The following is a 19,898-nucleotide window of genomic DNA, read 5'->3' on the forward strand; positions in this document are numbered from 1 at the left end:
CGATGGCGAGACTGTTCTGGATCGCGGTCGGCGCCGGCGCCGGCGTCTGGGCCGCGCGCAAGGTCAAGGACAAGGCGTACAAGTACACGCCCGAGGGCGTCGCCGACAATGTCACGGGCATCGGCGAGGCGATCAAGTACTTCGCGGACGAGGTGCGCGCGGGCATGGCGGAGCGCGAGCAGGAGTTGTACCGGGCGATCGGCGCGGACGTCGCCGCCGCGGCCCTGCCGCCCGCCCCGAGCCGGCTGATACTGCCCGGCGCGCGCGAGCCGCACGAGCACCGGCACGACGGGCGGGACCACTACGACCCGCGCGAGCTGTACGAAGGCAAGGCACGGTACGACCGAAGGGACGGCACCTGATGGAGTCGGCAGAGATCCGCAAGCGCTGGCTGCGCTTTTTCGAAGAACGCGGACACACCGTCGTCCCGTCGGCGTCGCTGGTCGCGGACGACCCCACGCTGCTCCTGGTGAACGCCGGCATGGTGCCGTTCAAGCCCTACTTCCTGGGTGAGGTCAAGCCGACCTTCAAGCGGGCCACCAGCGTGCAGAAGTGTGTGCGCACGCTGGACATCGAGGAGGTCGGCAAGACCACCCGGCACGGCTCGTTCTTCCAGATGTGCGGCAACTTCTCGTTCGGCGACTACTTCAAGGAGGGCGCGATCGCGCTCGCCTGGGAGCTGCTGACCAACTCGGTCGCCGACGGCGGCTACGGGCTCGACCCGGAGAAGTTGTGGATCACCGTCTACCTCGACGACGACGAGGCCGAGCGCATCTGGCGCGACGTCATCGGCGTGCCCCCCGAGCGCATCCAACGCCTGGGCAAGTCGGAGAACTTCTGGTCGATGGGCGTGCCCGGCCCGTGCGGCCCGTGCTCGGAGATCAACTACGACCGCGGCCCCGCGTACGGCGAGGAGGGCGGCCCGGCGGTCAACGGCGAGCGCTACCTGGAGATCTGGAACCTGGTCTTCATGCAGTTCGAGCGCGGCGCCGGGACCGGCAAGGACGACTACCCGATCCTGGGCGACCTGCCCGCGAAGAACATCGACACCGGGCTCGGCCTGGAGCGCCTGGCGTGCATCCTCCAGGGCGTCGACAACCTGTACGAGATCGACACCTCGCGGATGATCCTGGACCGCGCCGCCGAACTCACCGGCAAGGTCTACGGACAGGACCACACCACCGACGTGTCGCTGCGCGTGGTGGCCGACCACGTGCGCACCGCCGTGATGCTGATCGGCGACGGCGTGGTGCCGGGCAACGAGGGCCGCGGCTACGTGCTGCGCCGGATGATGCGCCGGGCGATCCGCAACATGCGGCTGATGGGCGCCGAGGGCGCGACGCTGCACGACCTGGTCGAGACCACGATCAAGGCGATGGGTCCGCAGTACCCGAACCTGGTCGAGGACGCCGAGCGCATCGACGCGGTCTCGGTGGCCGAGGAGAAGCGCTTCCTGGCCCGGCTCCAGGAGGGCACCGCGCTGCTCGACGAGTCGATCGTCAAGGCGAAGAGCGCGGGCTCGCGCGTGCTCCCCGGCGAGGTGGCGTTCCTGCTGCACGACACCGAGGGCTTCCCGATCGACCTGACCCTGGAGATCGCCGCCGAACAGGGCCTGGCGGTCGACGAGGACGGCTTCCGCCGGCTGATGAACGAGCAGCGGCAGCGGGCCAAGAAGGACGCGCAGGCGCGCAAGCAGGGACTCGCCGACCTGTCCGTGTACCGCGAGGTCGCGGACTCGTCCGGCGGCACCGTGTTCACCGGCTACCTGGACACCGCCAACGAGGTGACCGTGGTCGGCCTGCTCGTCGACGGCGTACCCGCGCCCGCCGCGCAGGAGGGCGACGAGGTCGAGGTCGTGCTCGACCACACCCCCTTCTACGCCGAGGGCGGCGGCCAACTCGCCGACACCGGCCGCATCCGGCTGGAAACCGGCGCCGTGGTCGAGGTCCGCGACGTACAGACCCCCGTCGCCGGTGTCACCGTGCACCGCGGCCGGGTCCAGGTCGGCGAGGTCGTGGTCGGCGCCAAGGCGCTGGCGCAGATCGACACCGACCGGCGCAACGCCATCGCCCGCGCGCACAGCGCCACCCACCTGACCCATCAGGCGCTGCGCGACGCGCTCGGCCCGACCGCCGCGCAGGCCGGCTCGGAGAACGCGCCCGGCCGCTTCCGCTTCGACTTCGGCGCGCCGGGCGCGGTGCCGGGCAGCGTGCTCACCGACGTCGAGCAGAAGATCAACGAGGTGCTCGCGCGCAACCTCGACGTCACCGCCGAGGTGATGTCGATGGACGAGGCGAAGAAGCAGGGCGCCGTGATGATGTTCGGCGAGAAGTACGGCGACCGGGTCCGCGTGGTCACCATGGGGGACTACTCCAAGGAGCTGTGCGGCGGCACGCACGTGCACAACACCGCGCAGCTGGGTCTGGTCAAGCTGCTCGGCGAGTCCTCGATCGGCGCCGGCGTGCGCCGGGTCGAGGCGCTGGTGGGCGCCGACGCGTACAAGTTCCTGGCGCGCGAGCACACCATCGTCAACCAGCTCACCGACGTGGTGAAGGGCCGGCCGGAGGAACTGCCCGAGCGGGTCGCCTCGATCATGGCCAAGCTGCGCGACGCGGAGAAGGAGATCGCCGCGCTGCGCGGTGCCCAGGTGCTCCAGGCCGCCGCCGGCCTGGTCGACGGCGCGCAGGACGTGAACGGCGTGGCGCTGGCCGCCGCCCGGCTGCCCGACGGCACCACGCCCGACGACCTGCGCAAGCTGGCGCTGGACGTGCGCGGCCGGCTCGCGACCCGCCCGGCCGCGGTCGCGGTCGTGTCGGTGGTCAACGGCAAGCCGATGGTCGTGGTCGCCGCCAACGACGGCGCGCGCGAGCGTGGCGTCAAGGCCGGCGAGCTGGTTCGTGTCGCGGCGCAGACCCTCGGCGGAGGCGGCGGCGGCAAGGACGACGTGGCCCAGGGCGGCGGTTCGGACCCGACGAAGGTGGCCGACGCACTGGCCGCGGTCACCCGGACAGTCGCCGAACGTACATCCTGAGTCGTTCCCTGCCTTCGTTCCCCCGGCGGGTGTGGAAGTCTGGAACCGGACTCCCGCACCCCCGGGGGACTTGTATGCCGGGGCGTCATGCCCGAATAGTCAGTGACGCAGAGTCTGTGACGGAGAGCCGACCTTGAGACGCGGAGTACGAATTGCGGTCGACGTGGGAGACGTTCGCGTCGGCGTCGCGGCCAGCGACCCGCACGGACTGATCGCCACCCCGGTGGAGACCGTGCCCGCCGGCCGGCGGGACGTGGCCCGAGTCCTGGAGATCGTCGCCGAATACGAGGCGATCGAGGTCGTGGTCGGGCTGCCGCGTTCGCTCTCCGGCAAGGAGGGCGCGGCCGCGGCCAAGGCGCGGCTGTTCGCCGGCCGACTCGTGGCCGGGCTCGACCCGACGATCGAGGTGCGCATGGTCGACGAGCGACTGACCACCGTCACCGCGACCCGGGGGCTCCAGGCCTCCGGCGTCAAGGCGAAGAAGGCCCGCGGGGTCGTCGACCAGGCGGCCGCGATCGTGATCCTGCAAAACGCGCTCGACACCGAGCGAGGTTCCGGACGTCCTCCGGGCCAGGCCGTGCTCCCCGCTCCGGCCGGGTCCGCATCCGACTCTGAAAGGCCCACGGCATGAGCGATCTCGGACTGCGCATGGAGTCGGAGCCGCGCAGTCGGCGACGGGGCAAGGACGACGGGTCACGCGGTGGGCGGCGTGGGGGCCGGGGCCGCAAGAAGAAGAACCGCAGCGGTTGCGCGGTCTCCCTGGCCCTCGTGGTCGTGCTCTCCATCCTCGGCGGCGGCGGTTATTGGGCCTACGGATTCCTGAAGGACCGTTTCGGCCCGCCGCCGGACTACAGCGGCAGCGGTTCCGGTTCGCTCGTGGTCGAGATCAAGCCGGGTTGGGCCACCCCGCAGATGGCCAACGAACTCAAGCGGGTCGGGGTCACCAAGAGCGTCGAGGCGTTCACCAAGGTCGCCCGGGAGGACAAGGACCAGCGCGCGTCCAAGATCCAGCCCGGCGCGTACACGATGGCCAAGCACATGTCCGCGAAGTCGGCCTTCGAGATCCTGGTGAACCCCAAGAACAAGCAGGACTTCATCCTGCGGCCCGGCATGCGCTCCGCACAGGTCTTCGAGTCCCTGGCGAAGACGCTCAAGGTGCCGAAGGAGAAGGTCGAGGCCGCCGCGAAGGATCCCTCGCTCGGACTGCCGGACTACGCCGGCGGCAACATCGAGGGCTTCCTGTTCCCCGCCTCCTACATCGCCGCGCCCGGGATGGACCCGCTGGTGGTGCTCAAGGAGATGGTGGCTCGGGCGGTGAAGGAGTACGACAAGGACGGTCTGGCCGCGAAGGCGCAGGCGATGGGCAAGAAGCCGTACGACGTGATCATCATCGCCAGCCTGGTCGAGGCCGAGGGCAAGACCACCGACGACAAGGGCAAGGTCGCCCAGGTGATCTACAACCGGCTGGGCAAGAACATGTCGCTCGGTCTGGACTCGACGGTCAACTACTACCTGGGCAAGAGCAACATCCAGCTCACCAACAAGGAACTCAACGACGCGAGCAACCCCTACAACACGCGGGTGAAGAAGGGTCTGCCGCCCGGGCCGATCGGCAGCCCGAGCAAAGCCGCGATCGACGCGGCGCTGGCGCCGCCGGCGGGCAAGTACCTCTACTTCGTCACCGTCGACCCGATCGCGGGCACCACCAAGTTCACCGACAAGGACTCCGAGTTCCAGGACTTCAAGGCCGAGCTGGCGAAGTGGATCAAGGAACATCCGACCTCGTGACGCCTTCGACCCCACCCCTGCCCCCGCGCCGGGCCGCCGTGCTCGGCTCGCCCATCCGGCACTCGTTGTCCCCGGTCCTGCACCGGGCGGCGTATGCCGAACTGGGCCTGGCCCACTGGTCCTACGACGCGTTCGACATCGACGAGGCGGCCCTGCCCGGCTTCGTCGCCGAGATGGACGCGTCGTGGGCCGGGCTCTCGCTGACCATGCCGCTCAAGCGGGTGATCCGGCCGCTGCTCGACGAGATCGGCGCGGTCGCGCGGGACGTGGACGCGGTGAACACCGTGGTGTGCACCGCCGACGGTCGCCGGGTGGGCGAGAACACCGATGTGCCGGGCCTGGTCGCGGCGTTGCGCGAGCGCGGGGTGGACCGGGTCGGGTCGGCGGCGGTGCTGGGCGCGGGTGCCACCGCGACCTCGACGCTGGCCGCGTTGCGGGAGGTCACGGACGGGCCGGTGCGGGTGTACGTGCGGGGTGCGGAGCGGGAGCGCCAGATGTACGCGGCCGGGGAACGGCTCGGCGTCGCGGTGACCGTGCGTCCGTGGACGGAGGCCGCCGAGGCGCTGGCCGCGCCGCTGGTGGTGGCGACCACGCCCAAGGGCGCGGTCGACCATCTCGCGATCGAGGTGCCGACCGCGCCCGGCGTGCTCTTCGACGTGCTCTACGACCCGTGGCCCACCGCGCTCGCGGGCGCGTGGGGACGCGCGGGCGGCACGGTGGTGGGCGGCCTGGACCTGCTCGTGCACCAGGCGGTGCTCCAAGTCGAGCTGATGACGGGCCGGCCGGGCCCGCTCACCGCGATGCGCACGGCCGGCGAGGCGGCCCTGGCGGGCCGAGGCTGACGAGCGGAGCGAGCCGGGCGACGCGGATCACCGACCCGCGCTCGCCGGGCTTGGTCGGCGTGGTGGCGTTGTCCCCAGGTTTCGGGTTTGGTGTGATCTTCGGACCGGAGTTGGGGACGACGCAACGTGACCGGCGTACGATCCTGCGTATCGTCGCAGACGTGTTCCTCGGACTCACTCTCCTGTGCGCGTTGCTCGGTTTCGTAGCCGGGCTCGGGCTGCCCCGTCCCATCCATCTCCTGCTCGCCCGAAGCCCCGGCCCCGGTTCGGTCGGTGGCATCGCCTCGCCCCGTCGTCCGCCGGTCCTGCCCGTCGAGCCGGTGTCGGCCGCGAGCGGGCGCTTCGGTGCGCTGCCGCTCGCCGCGGTGACCGGGCTCGTGTGCGCCCTCCTCGCCTGGCGCCTCGGGCCCGGCCTCGACCTGCTCGCGTTCCTGGTGCTCGCCGTCGCGGGGGTCACCCTCGCCGTGGTCGACATGCGCGCCCTGCGGCTGCCCGATCCGGTGCTGCTGGTCACCCTGGCCACCGGCCTGACCCTGCTCGGCATGGAGTCGCTGGCCCTGGGCGACTTCACCGCCTACCGGCGCGCCCTGCTCGGCGGCGTCACGCTGGCCGGTTACCACCTGTGCCTGGCCGCGCTCTTCCGCGGCTCCCTGGGCATGGGCGACGTCAAGCTCGCCGGCGTGCTCGGCATACATCTGACCTGGCTCGGCTGGGGCGTGCTGGTCACCGGCGCGTTCCTGGCCGTGCTGCTCGCGGGGCTGACCGCCGGGGCGCTGATACTCGTGGGCCGAGCGCGCCGGGACAGCCGGCTCCCGTTCGGCCCCTGGCTGCTGCTCGGCGCGCTCGGCGGCGTGTTGTGCGGCGCCGAGTTGTCCCGATTGCATCTCGCCTGGTGAGACGGCATCGGTTCACGCGGCGCTGTCCGGAAGATGGACGCGGGGATTGGGGCCCGCCCCGGGCATGAAAGGATTCGGGTGGAGATTCGCCGGGCGGATCCCGTCCGGTGCTGCTCGGTGGATCGTGCCGGACCTCCGTGCCGCCGTCCGGAGCAGGCACGCGTGACGCGCAAGAAGGAGCATTCGTGGGCAACCTACGCTGGCTGACCGCCGGGGAGTCGCACGGCCCCGCACTCGTGGCCACCCTCGAGGGGCTGCCCGCCGGCGTGCCCGTCACGACCGACCTGGTCGCCGACGCGCTCGCGCGCCGCCGACTGGGCTACGGGCGCGGCGCGCGGATGAAGTTCGAGCGCGACGAGGTCACCTTCCTCGGCGGCGTCCGGCACGGCCTCACCCAGGGCGGCCCGGTCGCGATCATGGTCGGCAACACCGAGTGGCCCAAGTGGGAGACGGTCATGTCGGCCGACCCCGTGGACCCGGAGGCGCTGGCCGCGCAGGCCCGCAACGCCGCGCTGACCCGCCCCCGCCCCGGCCACGCCGACCTCGCGGGCATGCAGAAGTACGGCTTCGACGAGGCCCGGCCGATCCTGGAGCGGGCCAGCGCCCGGGAGACCGCCGCCCGGGTCGCGCTCGGCGCGGTCGCCAAGGCGTTCCTGGAGCGCGTCGCCGACATCCGGATCGTCAGCCACGTGGTCGAGTTCGGCGCGGCCAAGGCGCCGGCCGGCGTGTTCCCCGGCCCCGACGACACCGCGCGCCTGGACGCCGACCCGGTGCGCTGCTTCGACCCCGAGGCGTCGGCCGCGATGGTCACCGAGGTGGACGACGCGCAGAAGGCCGGCGACACGCTCGGCGGCGTGGTCGAGGTGCTCGCCTACGGCCTGCCTCCGGGCCTGGGCAGCCACGTGCACTGGGACCGCCGGCTCGACTCGCGCCTCGCGGGCGCGCTGATGGGCATCCAGGCGATCAAGGGCGTCGAACTCGGCGACGGCTTCGAATTGGCCCGGGTGCGCGGCTCGAAGGCACACGACGAGATCGTCAACACCGCCGACGGCGCGCGCCGCACCTCGCACCGCTCCGGCGGCGTGGAGGGTGGCATGTCCACCGGCGAGGTGCTGCGCGTACGTGCGGCGATGAAGCCGATCGCCACCGTGCCCCGCGCCCTGGCCACCTTCGACGTGCGCACGGGCGAGCCGGCCCAGGCCCACCACCAGCGCTCCGATGTCGCGGCGGTGCCCGCCTCGGGCATCGTGGCCGAGGCGATGGTCGCCCTCGTGCTGGCCGACCTGGTCACCGAGAAGTTCGGCGGCGACTCGGTCGCCGAGACCGCCCGCAACGTGCGCGGCTACCTGGACGCGCTGGAGATTCGGTAGCGCCATGGCAGATATCGGGGACGCCGGGGACATCGCCGACGGCGTGCACACCACGCGCGACCGGGACGGGGGCGGCGCCCGCCCCCTGGTGGTCCTGGTCGGGCCGCCCGGCGCGGGCAAGACGACGGTGGGCCTGCTGCTCGCCGCGGCACACGGGGTGGGCTTTCGCGACACCGACGCCGACGTCGAGGCGCGGGCGGGCAAGCCGATTCCGGACATCTTCGTGGACGAGGGCGAGCCGCACTTCCGTGCGCTCGAACACCGGGCGGTCGCCGACGCGCTGGCCGCCCACCCCGGCGTACTCGCGCTCGGCGGCGGCGCGATCCTCGACCCGGCCACGCGCGATCTCCTGGCCGGCCACCACGTGGTCTTCCTCGACGTCGACCTGGCCGACGCGGTCAAGCGGGTCGGCCTCGACGCGCCGCGCCCGCTGCTGCTCGGCAACCCCAGGGCCCGCTGGCGCGAGCTGATGCGGGCACGCCGCCCCCTGTACACCGAGGTCGCCGCGGTCACGGTGAACACCGCCGGCCGCACCCCCGAGGACGTGGCCGCCGAGATCGGGCGCACCCTCGAGACCACCGCATCCCACCGGGCCCGACCCGAGCCCACCAGGCCCGAGAAAGACGTGAAGCGATGAGCGGTACCCCCGCCGAACCCGTCCGGATCCGCGTCGGCGGCACCTCGGAGCCCTACGACGTGCTCGTGGGCACCGGCCTGCTCGGCGAACTCGCCGCGCTGATCGGCACCTCGGCCCGCCGGGTGGCGATCCTGCACCCGGAGGCGCTGGCCGCCACCGGCGAGGCGGTCCGCGAGGACCTGGCCGCGCAGGGCTACGAGGCGATCGCCGTCCAGGTGCCCAACGCCGAGGACGCCAAGGACGTCGCGGTCGCCGCCTACTGCTGGTCGGTGCTCGGCCAGACCGGCTTCACCCGCTCCGACGTGATCGTCGGCATCGGCGGCGGCGCCACCACCGACCTGGCGGGCTTCGTCGCGGCGAGCTGGTTGCGCGGCGTGCGCTGGATCGCGATGCCCACCACGCTGCTCGGCATGGTCGACGCGGCCGTCGGCGGCAAGACCGGGATCAACACCGCCGAGGGCAAGAACCTGGTCGGCGCGTTCCACCCGCCCGCCGGCGTGCTCGCCGACCTGGCCACGCTGGAGTCGCTGCCGCGCAACGACTACGTCAGCGGCCTGGCCGAGGTGATCAAGGCCGGATTCATCGCCGACCCGGTGATCCTGGACCTGATCGAGGCCGACCCCGAGGCGGCCCGCGACCCGCTGGGCAAGGACACCGCCGAGCTGATCACCCGGGCCATCCGGGTCAAGGCCGACGTGGTCTCCGGCGACCTCAAGGAGGCCGGCCGCCGGGAGATCCTGAACTACGGCCACACCCTCGCGCACGCGATCGAGAAGGCCGAGCGCTACAAGTGGCGGCACGGCGCGGCGGTCAGCGTCGGCATGGTCTACGCCGCGGAGCTGGGCCGGCTCGCCGGTCGCCTCGACGACGCCACCGCCGACCGGCACCGCACCGTGCTCGCCGCGGTCGGACTGCCGCTGACCTACCGCGGCGACGCGTGGCCCCGGCTCCTGGAGACCATGCGCGTGGACAAGAAGTCGCGCGGCGACATGCTGCGCTTCATCGTCCTCGACGGCCTGGCCAAGCCGGTCGTCCTGGAGGCCCCCGACCCGACCCTCCTGGTCGCCGCCTACGCCGAGGTCTCGGCGTGAGCGCGCGCCGGGTGCTGGTCCTGAACGGCCCCAACCTCGGCCGGCTCGGCAGCCGCGAGCCGGACGTCTACGGCGCGACCTCGTACCAGGGTCTGGTCGCCGAGTGCGAACGCCTCGGCGCCGAACTCGACTTCGCCGTCGAGGTCCGCGAGACCAACGACGAGGGCGAGATCATCCGCTGGATGCACGAGGCCGCCGACGGCCGCATCCCGGTGGTGATGAACCCCGGCGCGTTCACCCACTACTCATACGGGCTGCGCGACGCGGTCGCCCAGCGCACCGCGCCGTTCATCGAGGTGCACATCTCCAACCCTTACGCGCGCGAGAGCTTCCGGCACACCAGCGTCGTCGCCGCCGTCGCCAGCGGCACGATCGCCGGCTTCGGCCTCGGCTCCTACCGCCTGGCGCTGCGCGCGCTCGCCGAGGAACTCGACGGCTGAGCACCACTCCCGCCCGGGGCGTCACCCACGTGGGTGACACCCCGGGCGGAGCCGCCGCGCCTCGCGGCACCTCACCCGAGCAACCGCCCGATCGCCGTCGCCACCTCCGGGTGCCCCAGATACGCGCCGATGTCGTGCGCGCGATCGAGCGGATTGGCCACCGAGCACTCCGCCGCCAGCCCACTCCAGTCGTCCGCCAGCGGGCACCCGATCGCGACCGGATCGGTCCGGCACCACGCGTTCAACCACGGCCCCGCGATCGGCGGCAGATGCGGCCCGCCGATCCGCAGCCGCGAGTAGACGGTGTCCATCCCCAGCGGGCTGCCCACGGTGATCAACCCGGCCACCGGCACCGCCGGCCCCAGCCGGGTCAGCAGATCCATCGCCACCACCGTGCCCAGGCTGTGCGCGACCAGCACCACCGGACCGTCGGCGGGCATCCCGGCCAGCACCTGGTCGAGCACGGCCGTGCGCGTGTCGTCCTGATCCAGGTAGGCCGCGACGTCCTTGAACGCGGCCTTGATCACCAGCCGGTCCACCCCGGTGTGCGCGGCGATCCAGCCCAGCGGCTCACGCGTGGTGCGCACCACGTGGTCCCAGATGCTCTCGGTCGCCGGCTCGGCCGCCTCCGGAGGGGGCATGCCCGCCCGGCGCGCGGCCTCGTCGAGCAGGCGGTCGTACAACTCCCGCGCCGACGCGGACAGCGGCGCCTCGCCGGGCAGCGCCGACTCCATCACCTGCACGAGCCGGTCGCCGTAATAGGGGAACCACACGTCGGCCGGATCGATGGTCGGCAGCCCCGCCAGGGTCAGCCCGCTGTTCAGCCCCGCCGCCCAACCGCGCCGCAACTCGTCCGGATCGCGCCCCTGCTGACTGCGCCCGTGTACGAACACCAGACGCAGCCGGCCCCCGAACGCCTCCGGCCGCCCGGTCGCCCCGGCGACCGGAACCGCCTCGGTGACCTCGATCGGCGGCCGGGGAGCGGGCACCGTGGACAGCAGCGCCGGCGCCGAGCCCAGGCCCGAGCCGGGACCCAACTCGGCGAGCAGCGCCCGCTGCGCGTCGCCCGTGGTCAGCGCCGCGAGGCGGGCCAGGATTACGCTGATCCGCACCCCCTCGTTGGCGATCCACTTGATCTCGGCCTGCCCCTGCTCGGGCCGCCACGGCTGATCGTGCAGGTTCAGCACGGCCCCGGACGCGTCGTGCGCGGGCACCCCGCTGTGATGCAGCGCGACCGTCTCCCACTGGTCGTTGAACACCGGCGAGCCGGAATTGCCCGGCTCGGTGTCGGTCTCGTACTGGAGGAAGTCGTCGAAGCGCTGGGTGAAGCGGTTCTGCCGGATGGCGATCTCCTTGAGCCGCCCGTCCGGGTGACCGATCACGTTCACCGGATCGCCGATCACCAGCTTGCCCTCGGCCGCGAGCAGCCACAGATGCCCGAAGACCTGCCCCGCCGGCCGCCCGTCGCCGCCCGGCCGCAGCGCCACCAGGGCGAAGTCCAGGTCCTCGTCGGTCAGGAACAGCGTGTCTGGATCCGGCGTGAAGCGGGTGGTGTGCGCGGGCAGGTCGTTGTCGATGCCCATCTCCGCGCCGAACTCGGCGAACGCGCCGCGCGCGGTCGCCGCGTCGGGGAAGACGTGATGGTTGGTCAGCAACAGGCTCGGCGAGACCAGGAAGCCGGTGGCCTGGGGTTGCACCGGGCCGCCGGTGGAGTACCAGATCCGTGCCACGCACGCGGCGGCGCGCATGCCGCGGGCGAGGAAGTTCAGGCTCTGCAGATCGTTGGTGGCGCCGATGATGCGCTCGGCGAGTCCGGGCCCGCTCTCCTGCGGCGACGTGGCCAGCAGCACCTGCCCGGGCACCTCGTGCTGCTCCACCAGCCGGGCCGCGCGTAATTGCAGCCGGTGGTCGTCGTCCGGGAATCGCCGACCGTCGGCGCGCCGCGCCTCGATCGTGGACCGATCCGCCTCGGCCGCCGCGTAGCGCGCCGCGGCGGCGCGCAGTCTGCCCACCAGCCGCTCGTCCGCCGCCGATGTGGCAGTTCCGTCATTTCCACTGATTTCCACTGAAGCCCACCCCCTCGCAGGAAGGGTAGAACCGGGCCCGGGCCGCTGTCCGGATATCGGGCGATTGCGTTGGTCGGAGCCCGCGGGATCACCCGTCCGAGCCCGCGGGAGGCCCGGCGCCGACCTGCGGGACCCCCGGCCGGAGCCCGAAGGATGCAGTTCCGCCGAGTCACACCGGGCTACCCCCACCTCACGGGACTACGCTGTTCCCATGCCCGAGGCCCATGATCGACGCCGTGATCGACTGCGTTCCCGCCTGGCCGGTGCCGGCGCCGACGTCGCCCTGATCACCAACCTCGTCAACGTGCGATACCTGACCGGGTTCACCGGCTCCAACGCCGCGCTGCTCGTGTACACGCCGGGCGCGCCGGGCGAGGGGGCCGGCTCGGGCGCGGTGTTGTGCACCGACAGCCGCTACGCGGCCCAGGCGGCCGAGGAGTCGCCGGGCGTCGAACTGCTGGTCGAGCGGGCCTGCGCGCAGGCGCTGACCACCCGCGCCGCGCGCTCCGGCGCGGTCCGCCTGGCCATCGAGGAGCAGCACGTCACGGTCGAGCTGTACCGCGCGCTGGGCCGGGTGCTGGCCGAGGAGAGCGCCGCCGGGGAGCTGGTCGCCCTGGGCCGGGTGGTCGAGGACCTGCGTCGGGTCAAGGATCCGGAGGAGATCGCCGCGCTGCGGATCGCCTGTGAGATCGGTGACCGGGCGCTGGGCGAGATGATCGAGTCGATCCTGGTCGGCCGGACCGAGCGGCACATCGCGATGGAGCTGGAGCGGCGGATGGCCGACCACGGCGCCGACGCGGTGGCCTTTCCCACGGTGGTGGCCACGGGGCCGAACTCGGCGATCCCGCACCACGATCCCGGGGACCGCCGGGTCGAGGACGGCGACTTCCTCAAGATCGACTTCGGTGCGCGCTACCGCGGCTACCACGGCGACATGACCCGCACGTTCGTGATCGGCACCGAGCCCGCGGCCTGGCAGCAGGAGATCTACGGTGTGGTCTTCGCCGCCCAGAAGGCGGGCCGCGAGGCGCTGGCGCCGGGGGTCGAGGCGGTCGTGGTGGACAAGGCCGCGCGCGATGTGATCGCGCAGGCCGGCTACCTGGACTTCTTCGGACACGGCCTCGGACACGGCGTCGGTCTGGAGATCCACGAGGACCCGCATCTGGGTCCGACGGCGACCGGTAAGCTGGACGCTTGCATGCCGGTCACCGTCGAACCGGGGATCTATCTCCCGGGCCGCGGCGGTGTCCGCATCGAGGACACCCTTGTGGTTCGTCCGCTCGAAGACGGCGGGCCCGAGCTACTCACCATCACGACCAAGGAATTGCTCGTCCTGTAGCGGGCCGGTGCCCGCCGCCTCGTCCGACGAGCGAGAATCCGGTCCCAGAAGCACGCAGGAGACACCACACTCGTGGCCACGACCAACGACCTGAAGAACGGCATGGTGCTCAAGCTCGACAACGGCCAGCTCTGGTCCGTCGTCGAGTTCCAGCACGTCAAGCCCGGCAAGGGCGGCGCGTTCGTTCGTACGAAGCTCAAGCATGTCCTCTCCGGCAAGGTCGTGGACAAGACCTTCAACGCCGGCACGAAGGTCGAGACGGCCACCGTGGACAAGCGCGGCATGCAGTTCTCGTACAAGGACGGCTCCGACTTCGTGTTCATGGACACGGACACCTACGAGCAGCTGCCGATCTCGCCCGAGACCGTCGGCGACGCCGCCAACTACCTGCTCGAGGGCTTCGACGCGACCGTCGCGATCTACGAGGGCGCCGCGCTCTACGTCGAGCTGCCGGCCTCGGTCGAACTGCTCATCGAGTACACCGAGCCGGGTGTCCAGGGCGACCGCTCCACCGGTGGCACCAAGCCCGCGAAGCTGGAGACCGGCTTCGAGATCGCGGTTCCGCTCTTCATCACCACGGGCGAGAAGGTCAAGGTCGACACCCGTTCCGGTGACTACCTGGGCCGCGTGAACAGCTAGTGGCCGGTGCCCGCAGCAAGACCCGGAAGCGCGCGCTGCAGATCCTGTTCGAGGCCGACCAGCGCGGTGTCGATCCGGTGACCATCCTCGCGGACTGGGTCGGCCGCTTCCGGGCCGACAAGGCGGAGCCGCAGGTCGCCGAATACACGATGCGGCTGGTCGAGGGCGTCCAGGAACACCGCAAGCGCATCGACGACCTGATCGGCACCTACGCCGTGGGGTGGACGCTGGACCGGATGCCCGGCGTGGACCGCAACGTCCTGCGCCTGGGTATCTACGAACTGCTCTGGGAGAGCGACGTCCCCGACGTCGTGGCCATCGACGAGGCGGTCGAGCTCGCCAAGGAATACTCCACGGACGAGTCGCCGGCCTTCGTCAACGGCCTGTTGGCCCGGATAAAGGATCTCAAGCCGACGCTGCTGCGCTAGCGTCCGCCGCCGGACCCGTCGAGCCGCCCACCCCGCCCGGGTGGGCGGCTCGACGCGTTCGTGCCGGCCCGGATGAGGCGGCCGATTTCCCGTACCGATAATGAAGATCATGAAATCCGATCGAAAGGGCTCCCGGCTGCGGGAGATCGGCGACGAGCCCGATTATCGGTTCACCCTCGCCAACGAACGCACGTTCCTGGCCTGGATCCGCACCGCGCTCTCCCTGCTCGCGGGCGGGGTGGCGGTGGTGCAGCTGGTGCCGGACCTGGCCCCGCGGGCGCAGCGTCTGGTGCTCGGGCTGGCCCTGGTCGGTTTGGCGCTCACCCTGTCGGCCACCGCGTACCGGCGTTGGTACCGGATCGAGCGGGCCATGCGGCTGGGTCGCGCGCTGCCGTTCTCCGCGTTGCCGCTGGTGGTGTCGGTGGGCCTGGTGATCGTGATCGTGGTGAGCGTCGTGCTCATGCTCGTGTCCTGATGGCCCGCACCGTCCCGCTGCCGGGCGCGCCCCTGGATCCGGGGCTGCAGCCCGAGCGCACCCGGATGGCGTGGTCGCGCACCTCGCTGGCGTTCGTCGCGAACGGGGCGCTGCTGGTACGGGCCGGTCACGTGCCGGGGCGCTGGTGGTTCATGCTGCCGGGCTTCGCGGTGATGGCGGCCGGCTTCGGGGTGTACGTGGTGGGGCTGCTGCGGCATCGACAGGTCGACCACGCGGTTCGGGGCGGCGGCGCCGCGGTCGGTGATCGGGCGATTCGCGCGACGCTGCTGACGGTGCTGGCGGCGTGTGTGCTGGCGGCGGTGGTGCTGGTCGGCCGGCCCTGACGGAGCCCTTGTCGGCGGCGTGGGTCGCGGCGAGAATGCGCGCCATGACGACCGACGATCTCGGCATCCGTGGATTCGCCCGTGGCACCGATCGGTACGAGCGGGCGCGACCGTCCTATTCGAACGAGGCGATGGATCATCTGTGCGCCGGCGCGGGGATCGGGCCGGGCACCGCGGTGCTCGACCTGGCCGCCGGTACCGGCAAGTTGACCCGGTTGCTGGCCGAGCGCGGGGCGCGGGTGAGCGCGGTGGAGCCGTCGGCCGCGATGCGCGAGACGTTCGCCCGGATGGTCGAGGGGGTGCCGGTGCTGGCCGGCACCGCGGAGTCGATACCGCTGCCGGACGGCGCGGTCGACGTGGTCACCGTCGCCCAGGCGTTCCACTGGTTCGAGCCGGAGCCGGCGCTGCGCGAGATCGCGCGGGTGTTGCGACCGGGCGGGGTGCTGGCGCTGCTGTGGAACGAGCGGGATCAGGAGAACGCGCTGGTGGACCGGCTGTACGAGGTGGCCGAGTGGCCGTTCGGCGGCCTGCGCGACTACCGCCCGGCGGTCGCCCGCAGCCCCTGGTTCGAGCCCGCGGAGCGGACCCTGTTCCGGCGCCGCGAGTCGCTGACGCACGACGCGATCGTGGAGCGGATCGCCACGTTCAGCTACGTGACCGCGATGGGGGACCGGCAGCGCGGCGAAATGCTGGCGCGGGTACGGGAGTTCGTCGGGGAGTACGCCGAGCCGGTGGAACTGGCCCATGTCACCGACACCTACCTGGCCCGGCGCCGGGAGCTGCCGGCGCCGCGGTGAGGGCGCCGCGGCCTACAGGCTGCGGGCGTCGCGCCACCACCACGCCTGGCTGAGGTTGTCGGGCAGTTCGCCGGAGGCGCCGAGTTGGCGCATGCCGGCGCGCAGGCCGTCCTTGAGCACCTCGACCCCGTCGTCGCCGACCGCCTTGGTCCAGGCGCCCTGGATCCAGGACAGCTCGGCCCAGATCACCCGCAGGCACTCGCGGCCGCGTTCGGTGAGGGTGATCCGGCGGGCGCGGCGGTCGGCGGGGTCGGGCCTGCGGTCGACGTAGCCGTGGCGGGCCAGGTGCGAGACCACCTCGCCGGCCGACTGCTTGGTCATGCCGAGTCGGCGACCGAGTTCGGTGGCGGTGGTGCCGTCCTCGCCGATCAGGGTCAGCGCGAAGCCGTGCGTGGGCCGGATCTCGTCGAAACCCGCGGCCGTCATGCGGTCGGAGAACAGTTGACTGATCCCACGCACGGCGGTGACCAGCAACGTCACCAGTTCGGGCCCGGAGGAGGTGTCTTGCTGCACGAGGTAAGAATACCTGTCTAATTTGCCGGGGAAACCCACGACGCCGTCCCCGACCGAGGTCGGGGACGGCGCGCCGGTCGAATGACCATTACCCATGGATCATGCCGTAGCGGCCCGCCCGGGGAGGGGACGGCGTGCCGCTCGGGTGTCGTGTCCGGCCGACGGCGCGCGGATCACGTGCCCAAGCCCGCCTCCGTGCGGGCGCCTTCGGGTTACACGTGCACGGCTACCGCGCCCTCGCGCTTTTCGCCCTGGCGCACGAACAGGGCCAGGACGATGCCGACCGCCATCGTGATCGCGGCGATGGTGAAGGCGAGTTGCATGCCGTCCAGGAACGTGGTGTCCGAGGCGTGTCGGATCGCCTCCGTCGCCGGGCCGTCCAGCTGTTTGCCGCCCAGCAGGTCCGGTCGCAGCGGCGGGAATCCCTGGGCGACCGAGCCCTCGATCCCCTCGCGCTGCCCGTGCGGCATCGTGGCGTAGTCGCCGGCCGCCGCGGGCCACCGGTCCGGCAGTACCGAGGAGACCTTGGCCGCCACCACCGCGCCGAGCACGGCGGTGCCGAGCGCGCCGCCGACCTGCATCGCGGCCTGCTGGATCCCGGAGGCCACGCCGGAGAGTTCGAGCGAGGCGTTGCCGACGATGATGTCGGTGGCGCCCACCATGATCGGGCTGAGCCCGAACCCGAGCAGTACGAACGGCAGCATGGTCGCGCCGAAGCTCGCGTCCTCGCCCAGCCGGGCCAGCAGCGCCATCGCGGTCGCGGACAGCGCCAGGCCGGCGATGATCGGAATGCGCGGGCCCAGCTTGGTGATCGCGAGGCCACCGATCGGCGAGCCGATCATCATCACCACCGACATCGGCAACATCCGTACGCCGGTCTCGGTCGGGCTGAGCCCGTTGACGCCCTGGAGATAGAAGGTGATGAAGAACATCGCGCCGAACATCGCGAACGCCATGAAGATCATCAGCACGATGCCGATCGAGAACGACCGGTTGCGGAACATCCCCATCGGCATCAGCGGTTCGGCCGCCCGGGTCTGCCACAGCGCGAAGACCACGAGCAGGATCACCGCGGCGGCCATGAAGCCGAGCGTGTAGGCGCTGCCCCAACCCTTCTCGCCGCTCTTGATCACACCCCACACCAGGCAGAACATCGCCACCGACAACAGCACTACGCCGAGGTAGTCGATCCGGTTGCTCGCACCGGCCACCCGGCTGTTGGCCAGCGCCCAGATGCCGACCACCAGCGTCAGTACGCCGATCGGCACGTTGATGTAGAAGACCGACTGCCAGCTGACGTGTTCGACGAGCAGACCGCCGACGATCGGACCGGCGGCGGTGGCGGTGGAGATCGCCGCGCCCCAGATGCCGATCGCCATGTTCAGCTTGTTGCCGGGGAAGCTGTTGCGCAGCAGGCCGAGCGCGGTGGGCTGGAGCAGCGCGCCGAACACGCCCTGGAGCACCCGGAACGCGATCAGCATCGAGACCGACTGGGAGAACGCGATGAGCAGCGACGTGGCGGCGAAGCCGGCCGCGCCGATCAGGAAGATCGTCTTGTGGCCGTAGCGGTCGCCGAGCTTGCCCGCCGGGATCAGGCACACCGCGAGCGCGAGCAGGTAGCCGTTGGTGACCCATTGCAGGTCGGCGAGCGAGGCGTCGAGGTCCTTGGAGATGGCCGGGTTGGCGATGCCGACGACGGTGCCGTCGAGGGCCACCATCATCACGCCGAAGGCGACCGCGAGGAGGGTGAGCCAGGGATGGCCCTGCATGCCCTTGCGGGCGGGTGGTGCGGAGGGATCCGGAGGGGGTGCGTCCGGTGTCGCCGCCGTCGAAGTCTGGCTCATGCGTCCCCTACATCCATCCGTGTTCAGCGTCGTATCGAACCATCGAACGATATGGCACTGTGTGCCAAGTAGCCAAATCACTCAAGTTGCACGCAGTGACAAGTGCCATACTGTGCAGGGCCCAAGGAGAGGAAGACGCAACGTGCGGGACACGGTCGGCGCCGCGACGGGTTTGCGCGAGCGCAAGAAGGAACGCACGCGCGAGGCCCTGGCGGACGCCGCGCAGGAGCTGTTCCTGCGCAAGGGGTACGACGCCACGACCATCGACGAGATCGTCGCCGCCGTGGAGGTCTCCCGGCGCACCTTCTTCCGCTACTTCGCCGGCAAGGAGGAGGTGGCGCTGGCCCGGGCGATGGAGTTCGAGCAGCTGTTCCTGTCCGCGCTGGCCACCCGACCGGCGGACGAGGCGCCGCTGACCGCGCTGCGCCGCGCCGGCGCGGAGGTGTTGTCGGAGTTCGGCGACGAGCCGGACGGCGGCACGGGCCACGAGTTCCTGCGCATGCGCCGACTGATCGAGGGCACCCCGGTACTGATGGCCGCCTCGCTGCGCAACGCGATCGAGCTGGAGCGGCGGATGGCGGCGGAGATCGCCCGCCGCGAGGGCGTGGACCCCGAACGCGACCGGCGTCCGGCGCTGTCGGTGACCCTGTACCACTCGGTCATGCGGGTGGCGATGGACGAGTGGGCCGAGGACGAGGTGATGGACACCGCCGGCCTGTCCCGAATCGTCGAAGCCGCCTGGGACGACATGGCCACGATGCTGAACGACCGCTGGACGGCGGGCGAACTGGGACGCGACTGACCGCCGACGACGGGGCCACAACCCGCGAGCCACAACGGTGCCGGGGCGAGCGGGCCGGGGGGCGAGCGGGCCACGGGGCGAGCGGGCGAGCGGGCCGGGTGTGGGATTTGGGGTGCGGGATCCGGGGTGGGCGCGTTGGGGAGCGGGAGTTGTGGAGAGCCGGGGCCGGAGTTGCCGAGGCGGGGCGGCAGGGGCGGGGGCGTGCGGGCCGGCGGGGCCGGGGGCGTGCAGGGCGCGGAAGTTGCTGGATGAGTCGGTTTCGGTCGCGGAGTTGTTGGTGAGCTGGTCGGGGTGCCGGAGTCGTAAGGCGCGGGGGCAGGTAAGCGGAGTCGCTGGGTGGACGTGTGGGCCGGAGTCGTGGGGTGAGTGGGGTGCGGGGCGGGAGTCGTAAGGCGCGGGGGTCGGGCAACTCGAGTCGCAGGGTGGACGTGTGGGCCGGAGTCGTGGGGTGAGTGGGGCGCGGGGCCGGAGTCGTAAAGCGAGTTATGCGGCAGCCGGAATCGCAATGTGAGCGAGACGGGAAGGCGGAGTCGTATTCGCGGCGTTGCTTCTTTTT

The 19,898-nt window shown here is 71.7% G+C and carries 20 protein-coding genes; 17 read left to right on the forward strand and 3 right to left on the reverse strand.

Annotation, left to right across the window (positions count from 1 at the left end):
• The first annotated feature begins 2 nt into the window (after window positions 1-2).
• The 10 genes from EMA17_RS46935 (at window position 3) to aroQ (ending at window position 10,095) form a co-directional block, all read left to right on the forward strand.
• Complete coding sequence (locus EMA17_RS46935; protein WP_126643357.1) at window positions 3-362, forward strand: DUF6167 family protein; 360 nt, start codon at window positions 3-5, stop codon at window positions 360-362.
• Window positions 362-3,031 carry an alanine--tRNA ligase gene (gene alaS, locus EMA17_RS46940; protein ID WP_126643358.1) on the forward strand — a complete coding sequence of 890 codons (2,670 nt, stop codon included), beginning with the start codon at window positions 362-364 and terminating at the stop codon, window positions 3,029-3,031. Before EMA17_RS46935 ends, alaS begins: the two co-directional genes overlap by 1 nt.
• 133 nt (window positions 3,032-3,164) lie before the next feature.
• Window positions 3,165-3,662 (forward strand): Holliday junction resolvase RuvX, encoded by a 498-nt coding sequence (gene ruvX / locus EMA17_RS46945; protein ID WP_126643359.1) that lies wholly within the window; start codon window positions 3,165-3,167, stop codon window positions 3,660-3,662.
• Window positions 3,659-4,819: an endolytic transglycosylase MltG gene (gene mltG / locus EMA17_RS46950; RefSeq protein WP_126643360.1), complete on the forward strand. Its 1,161-nt coding sequence runs from the start codon at window positions 3,659-3,661 to the stop codon at window positions 4,817-4,819. The genes ruvX and mltG overlap by 4 nt, the downstream gene beginning before the upstream one ends.
• Window positions 4,816-5,661 carry a shikimate dehydrogenase gene (locus tag EMA17_RS46955; RefSeq protein ID WP_246127335.1) on the forward strand — a complete coding sequence of 282 codons (846 nt, stop codon included), beginning with the start codon at window positions 4,816-4,818 and terminating at the stop codon, window positions 5,659-5,661. Before mltG ends, EMA17_RS46955 begins: the two co-directional genes overlap by 4 nt.
• Window positions 5,662-5,822: 161 nt before the next feature.
• Window positions 5,823-6,557, forward strand: coding sequence for a prepilin peptidase (locus EMA17_RS46960; protein ID WP_126643361.1), 735 nt, complete (start codon window positions 5,823-5,825; stop codon window positions 6,555-6,557).
• A 185-nt stretch (window positions 6,558-6,742) separates the two neighbouring features.
• Window positions 6,743-7,927: a chorismate synthase gene (gene aroC / locus EMA17_RS46965; RefSeq protein WP_126643362.1), complete on the forward strand. Its 1,185-nt coding sequence runs from the start codon at window positions 6,743-6,745 to the stop codon at window positions 7,925-7,927.
• Window positions 7,928-7,931: 4 nt separating this feature from the next.
• A complete protein-coding gene (locus tag EMA17_RS46970) occupies window positions 7,932-8,564 on the forward strand; it encodes a shikimate kinase (RefSeq protein ID WP_126643363.1) in 633 nt (210 codons plus the stop codon).
• On the forward strand, window positions 8,561-9,655 hold the full coding sequence (gene aroB, locus EMA17_RS46975; protein WP_126643364.1) for a 3-dehydroquinate synthase: 1,095 nt from the start codon (window positions 8,561-8,563) through the stop codon (window positions 9,653-9,655). Before EMA17_RS46970 ends, aroB begins: the two co-directional genes overlap by 4 nt.
• On the forward strand, window positions 9,652-10,095 hold the full coding sequence (gene aroQ, locus EMA17_RS46980; RefSeq protein ID WP_078974412.1) for a type II 3-dehydroquinate dehydratase: 444 nt from the start codon (window positions 9,652-9,654) through the stop codon (window positions 10,093-10,095). The genes aroB and aroQ overlap by 4 nt, the downstream gene beginning before the upstream one ends.
• Window positions 10,096-10,166: 71 nt before the next feature.
• On the opposite strand, the gene EMA17_RS46985 is transcribed toward aroQ, so the two are convergent.
• Window positions 10,167-12,107 carry a trypsin-like peptidase domain-containing protein gene (locus EMA17_RS46985; RefSeq protein ID WP_246127336.1) on the reverse strand — a complete coding sequence of 647 codons (1,941 nt, stop codon included), beginning with the start codon at window positions 12,105-12,107 and terminating at the stop codon, window positions 10,167-10,169.
• Window positions 12,108-12,372: 265 nt separating this feature from the next.
• Here EMA17_RS46985 and EMA17_RS46990 point away from each other — a divergent pair, with 265 nt between their 5' ends.
• The 6 genes from EMA17_RS46990 to EMA17_RS47015 all read left to right on the forward strand — a co-directional run bounded on the left by EMA17_RS46990 (window position 12,373) and on the right by EMA17_RS47015 (window position 16,183).
• Window positions 12,373-13,500: an aminopeptidase P family protein gene (locus EMA17_RS46990; RefSeq protein WP_126643365.1), complete on the forward strand. Its 1,128-nt coding sequence runs from the start codon at window positions 12,373-12,375 to the stop codon at window positions 13,498-13,500.
• 72 nt (window positions 13,501-13,572) lie between these two features.
• The gene (gene efp, locus EMA17_RS46995; RefSeq protein WP_078974410.1) at window positions 13,573-14,139 is read left to right on the forward strand and encodes an elongation factor P; all 567 of its coding nucleotides are present in this window, start codon (window positions 13,573-13,575) and stop codon (window positions 14,137-14,139) included.
• Window positions 14,139-14,567 (forward strand): transcription antitermination factor NusB, encoded by a 429-nt coding sequence (gene nusB / locus EMA17_RS47000; RefSeq protein WP_078974409.1) that lies wholly within the window; start codon window positions 14,139-14,141, stop codon window positions 14,565-14,567. Before efp ends, nusB begins: the two co-directional genes overlap by 1 nt.
• A 100-nt stretch (window positions 14,568-14,667) precedes the next feature.
• Window positions 14,668-15,042, forward strand: a complete 375-nt coding sequence (locus tag EMA17_RS47005) for a YidH family protein (RefSeq protein WP_126643366.1) — start codon at window positions 14,668-14,670, stop codon at window positions 15,040-15,042.
• A complete protein-coding gene (locus tag EMA17_RS47010) occupies window positions 15,042-15,386 on the forward strand; it encodes a DUF202 domain-containing protein (protein WP_174861536.1) in 345 nt (114 codons plus the stop codon). Before EMA17_RS47005 ends, EMA17_RS47010 begins: the two co-directional genes overlap by 1 nt.
• A 44-nt stretch (window positions 15,387-15,430) precedes the next feature.
• Window positions 15,431-16,183 carry a class I SAM-dependent methyltransferase gene (locus EMA17_RS47015; protein ID WP_246127337.1) on the forward strand — a complete coding sequence of 251 codons (753 nt, stop codon included), beginning with the start codon at window positions 15,431-15,433 and terminating at the stop codon, window positions 16,181-16,183.
• A gap of 12 nt (window positions 16,184-16,195) precedes the next feature.
• Here EMA17_RS47015 and EMA17_RS47020 read toward each other — a convergent pair whose 3' ends face one another.
• Complete coding sequence (locus EMA17_RS47020; protein ID WP_160161818.1) at window positions 16,196-16,696, reverse strand: MarR family winged helix-turn-helix transcriptional regulator; 501 nt, start codon at window positions 16,694-16,696, stop codon at window positions 16,196-16,198.
• 212 nt (window positions 16,697-16,908) lie between these two features.
• The gene (locus EMA17_RS47025; RefSeq protein WP_170222374.1) at window positions 16,909-18,540 is read right to left on the reverse strand and encodes an MFS transporter; all 1,632 of its coding nucleotides are present in this window, start codon (window positions 18,538-18,540) and stop codon (window positions 16,909-16,911) included.
• A gap of 142 nt (window positions 18,541-18,682) precedes the next feature.
• Between EMA17_RS47025 and EMA17_RS47030 the strand changes: the two genes are divergently transcribed.
• Window positions 18,683-19,342 carry a TetR family transcriptional regulator gene (locus tag EMA17_RS47030; RefSeq protein ID WP_160161819.1) on the forward strand — a complete coding sequence of 220 codons (660 nt, stop codon included), beginning with the start codon at window positions 18,683-18,685 and terminating at the stop codon, window positions 19,340-19,342.
• Window positions 19,343-19,898: the final 556 nt, after the last annotated feature.

The organism is Embleya hyalina, from assembly GCF_003967355.1.
Taxonomy (GTDB): Bacteria; Actinomycetota; Actinomycetes; order Streptomycetales; family Streptomycetaceae; genus Embleya; species Embleya hyalina.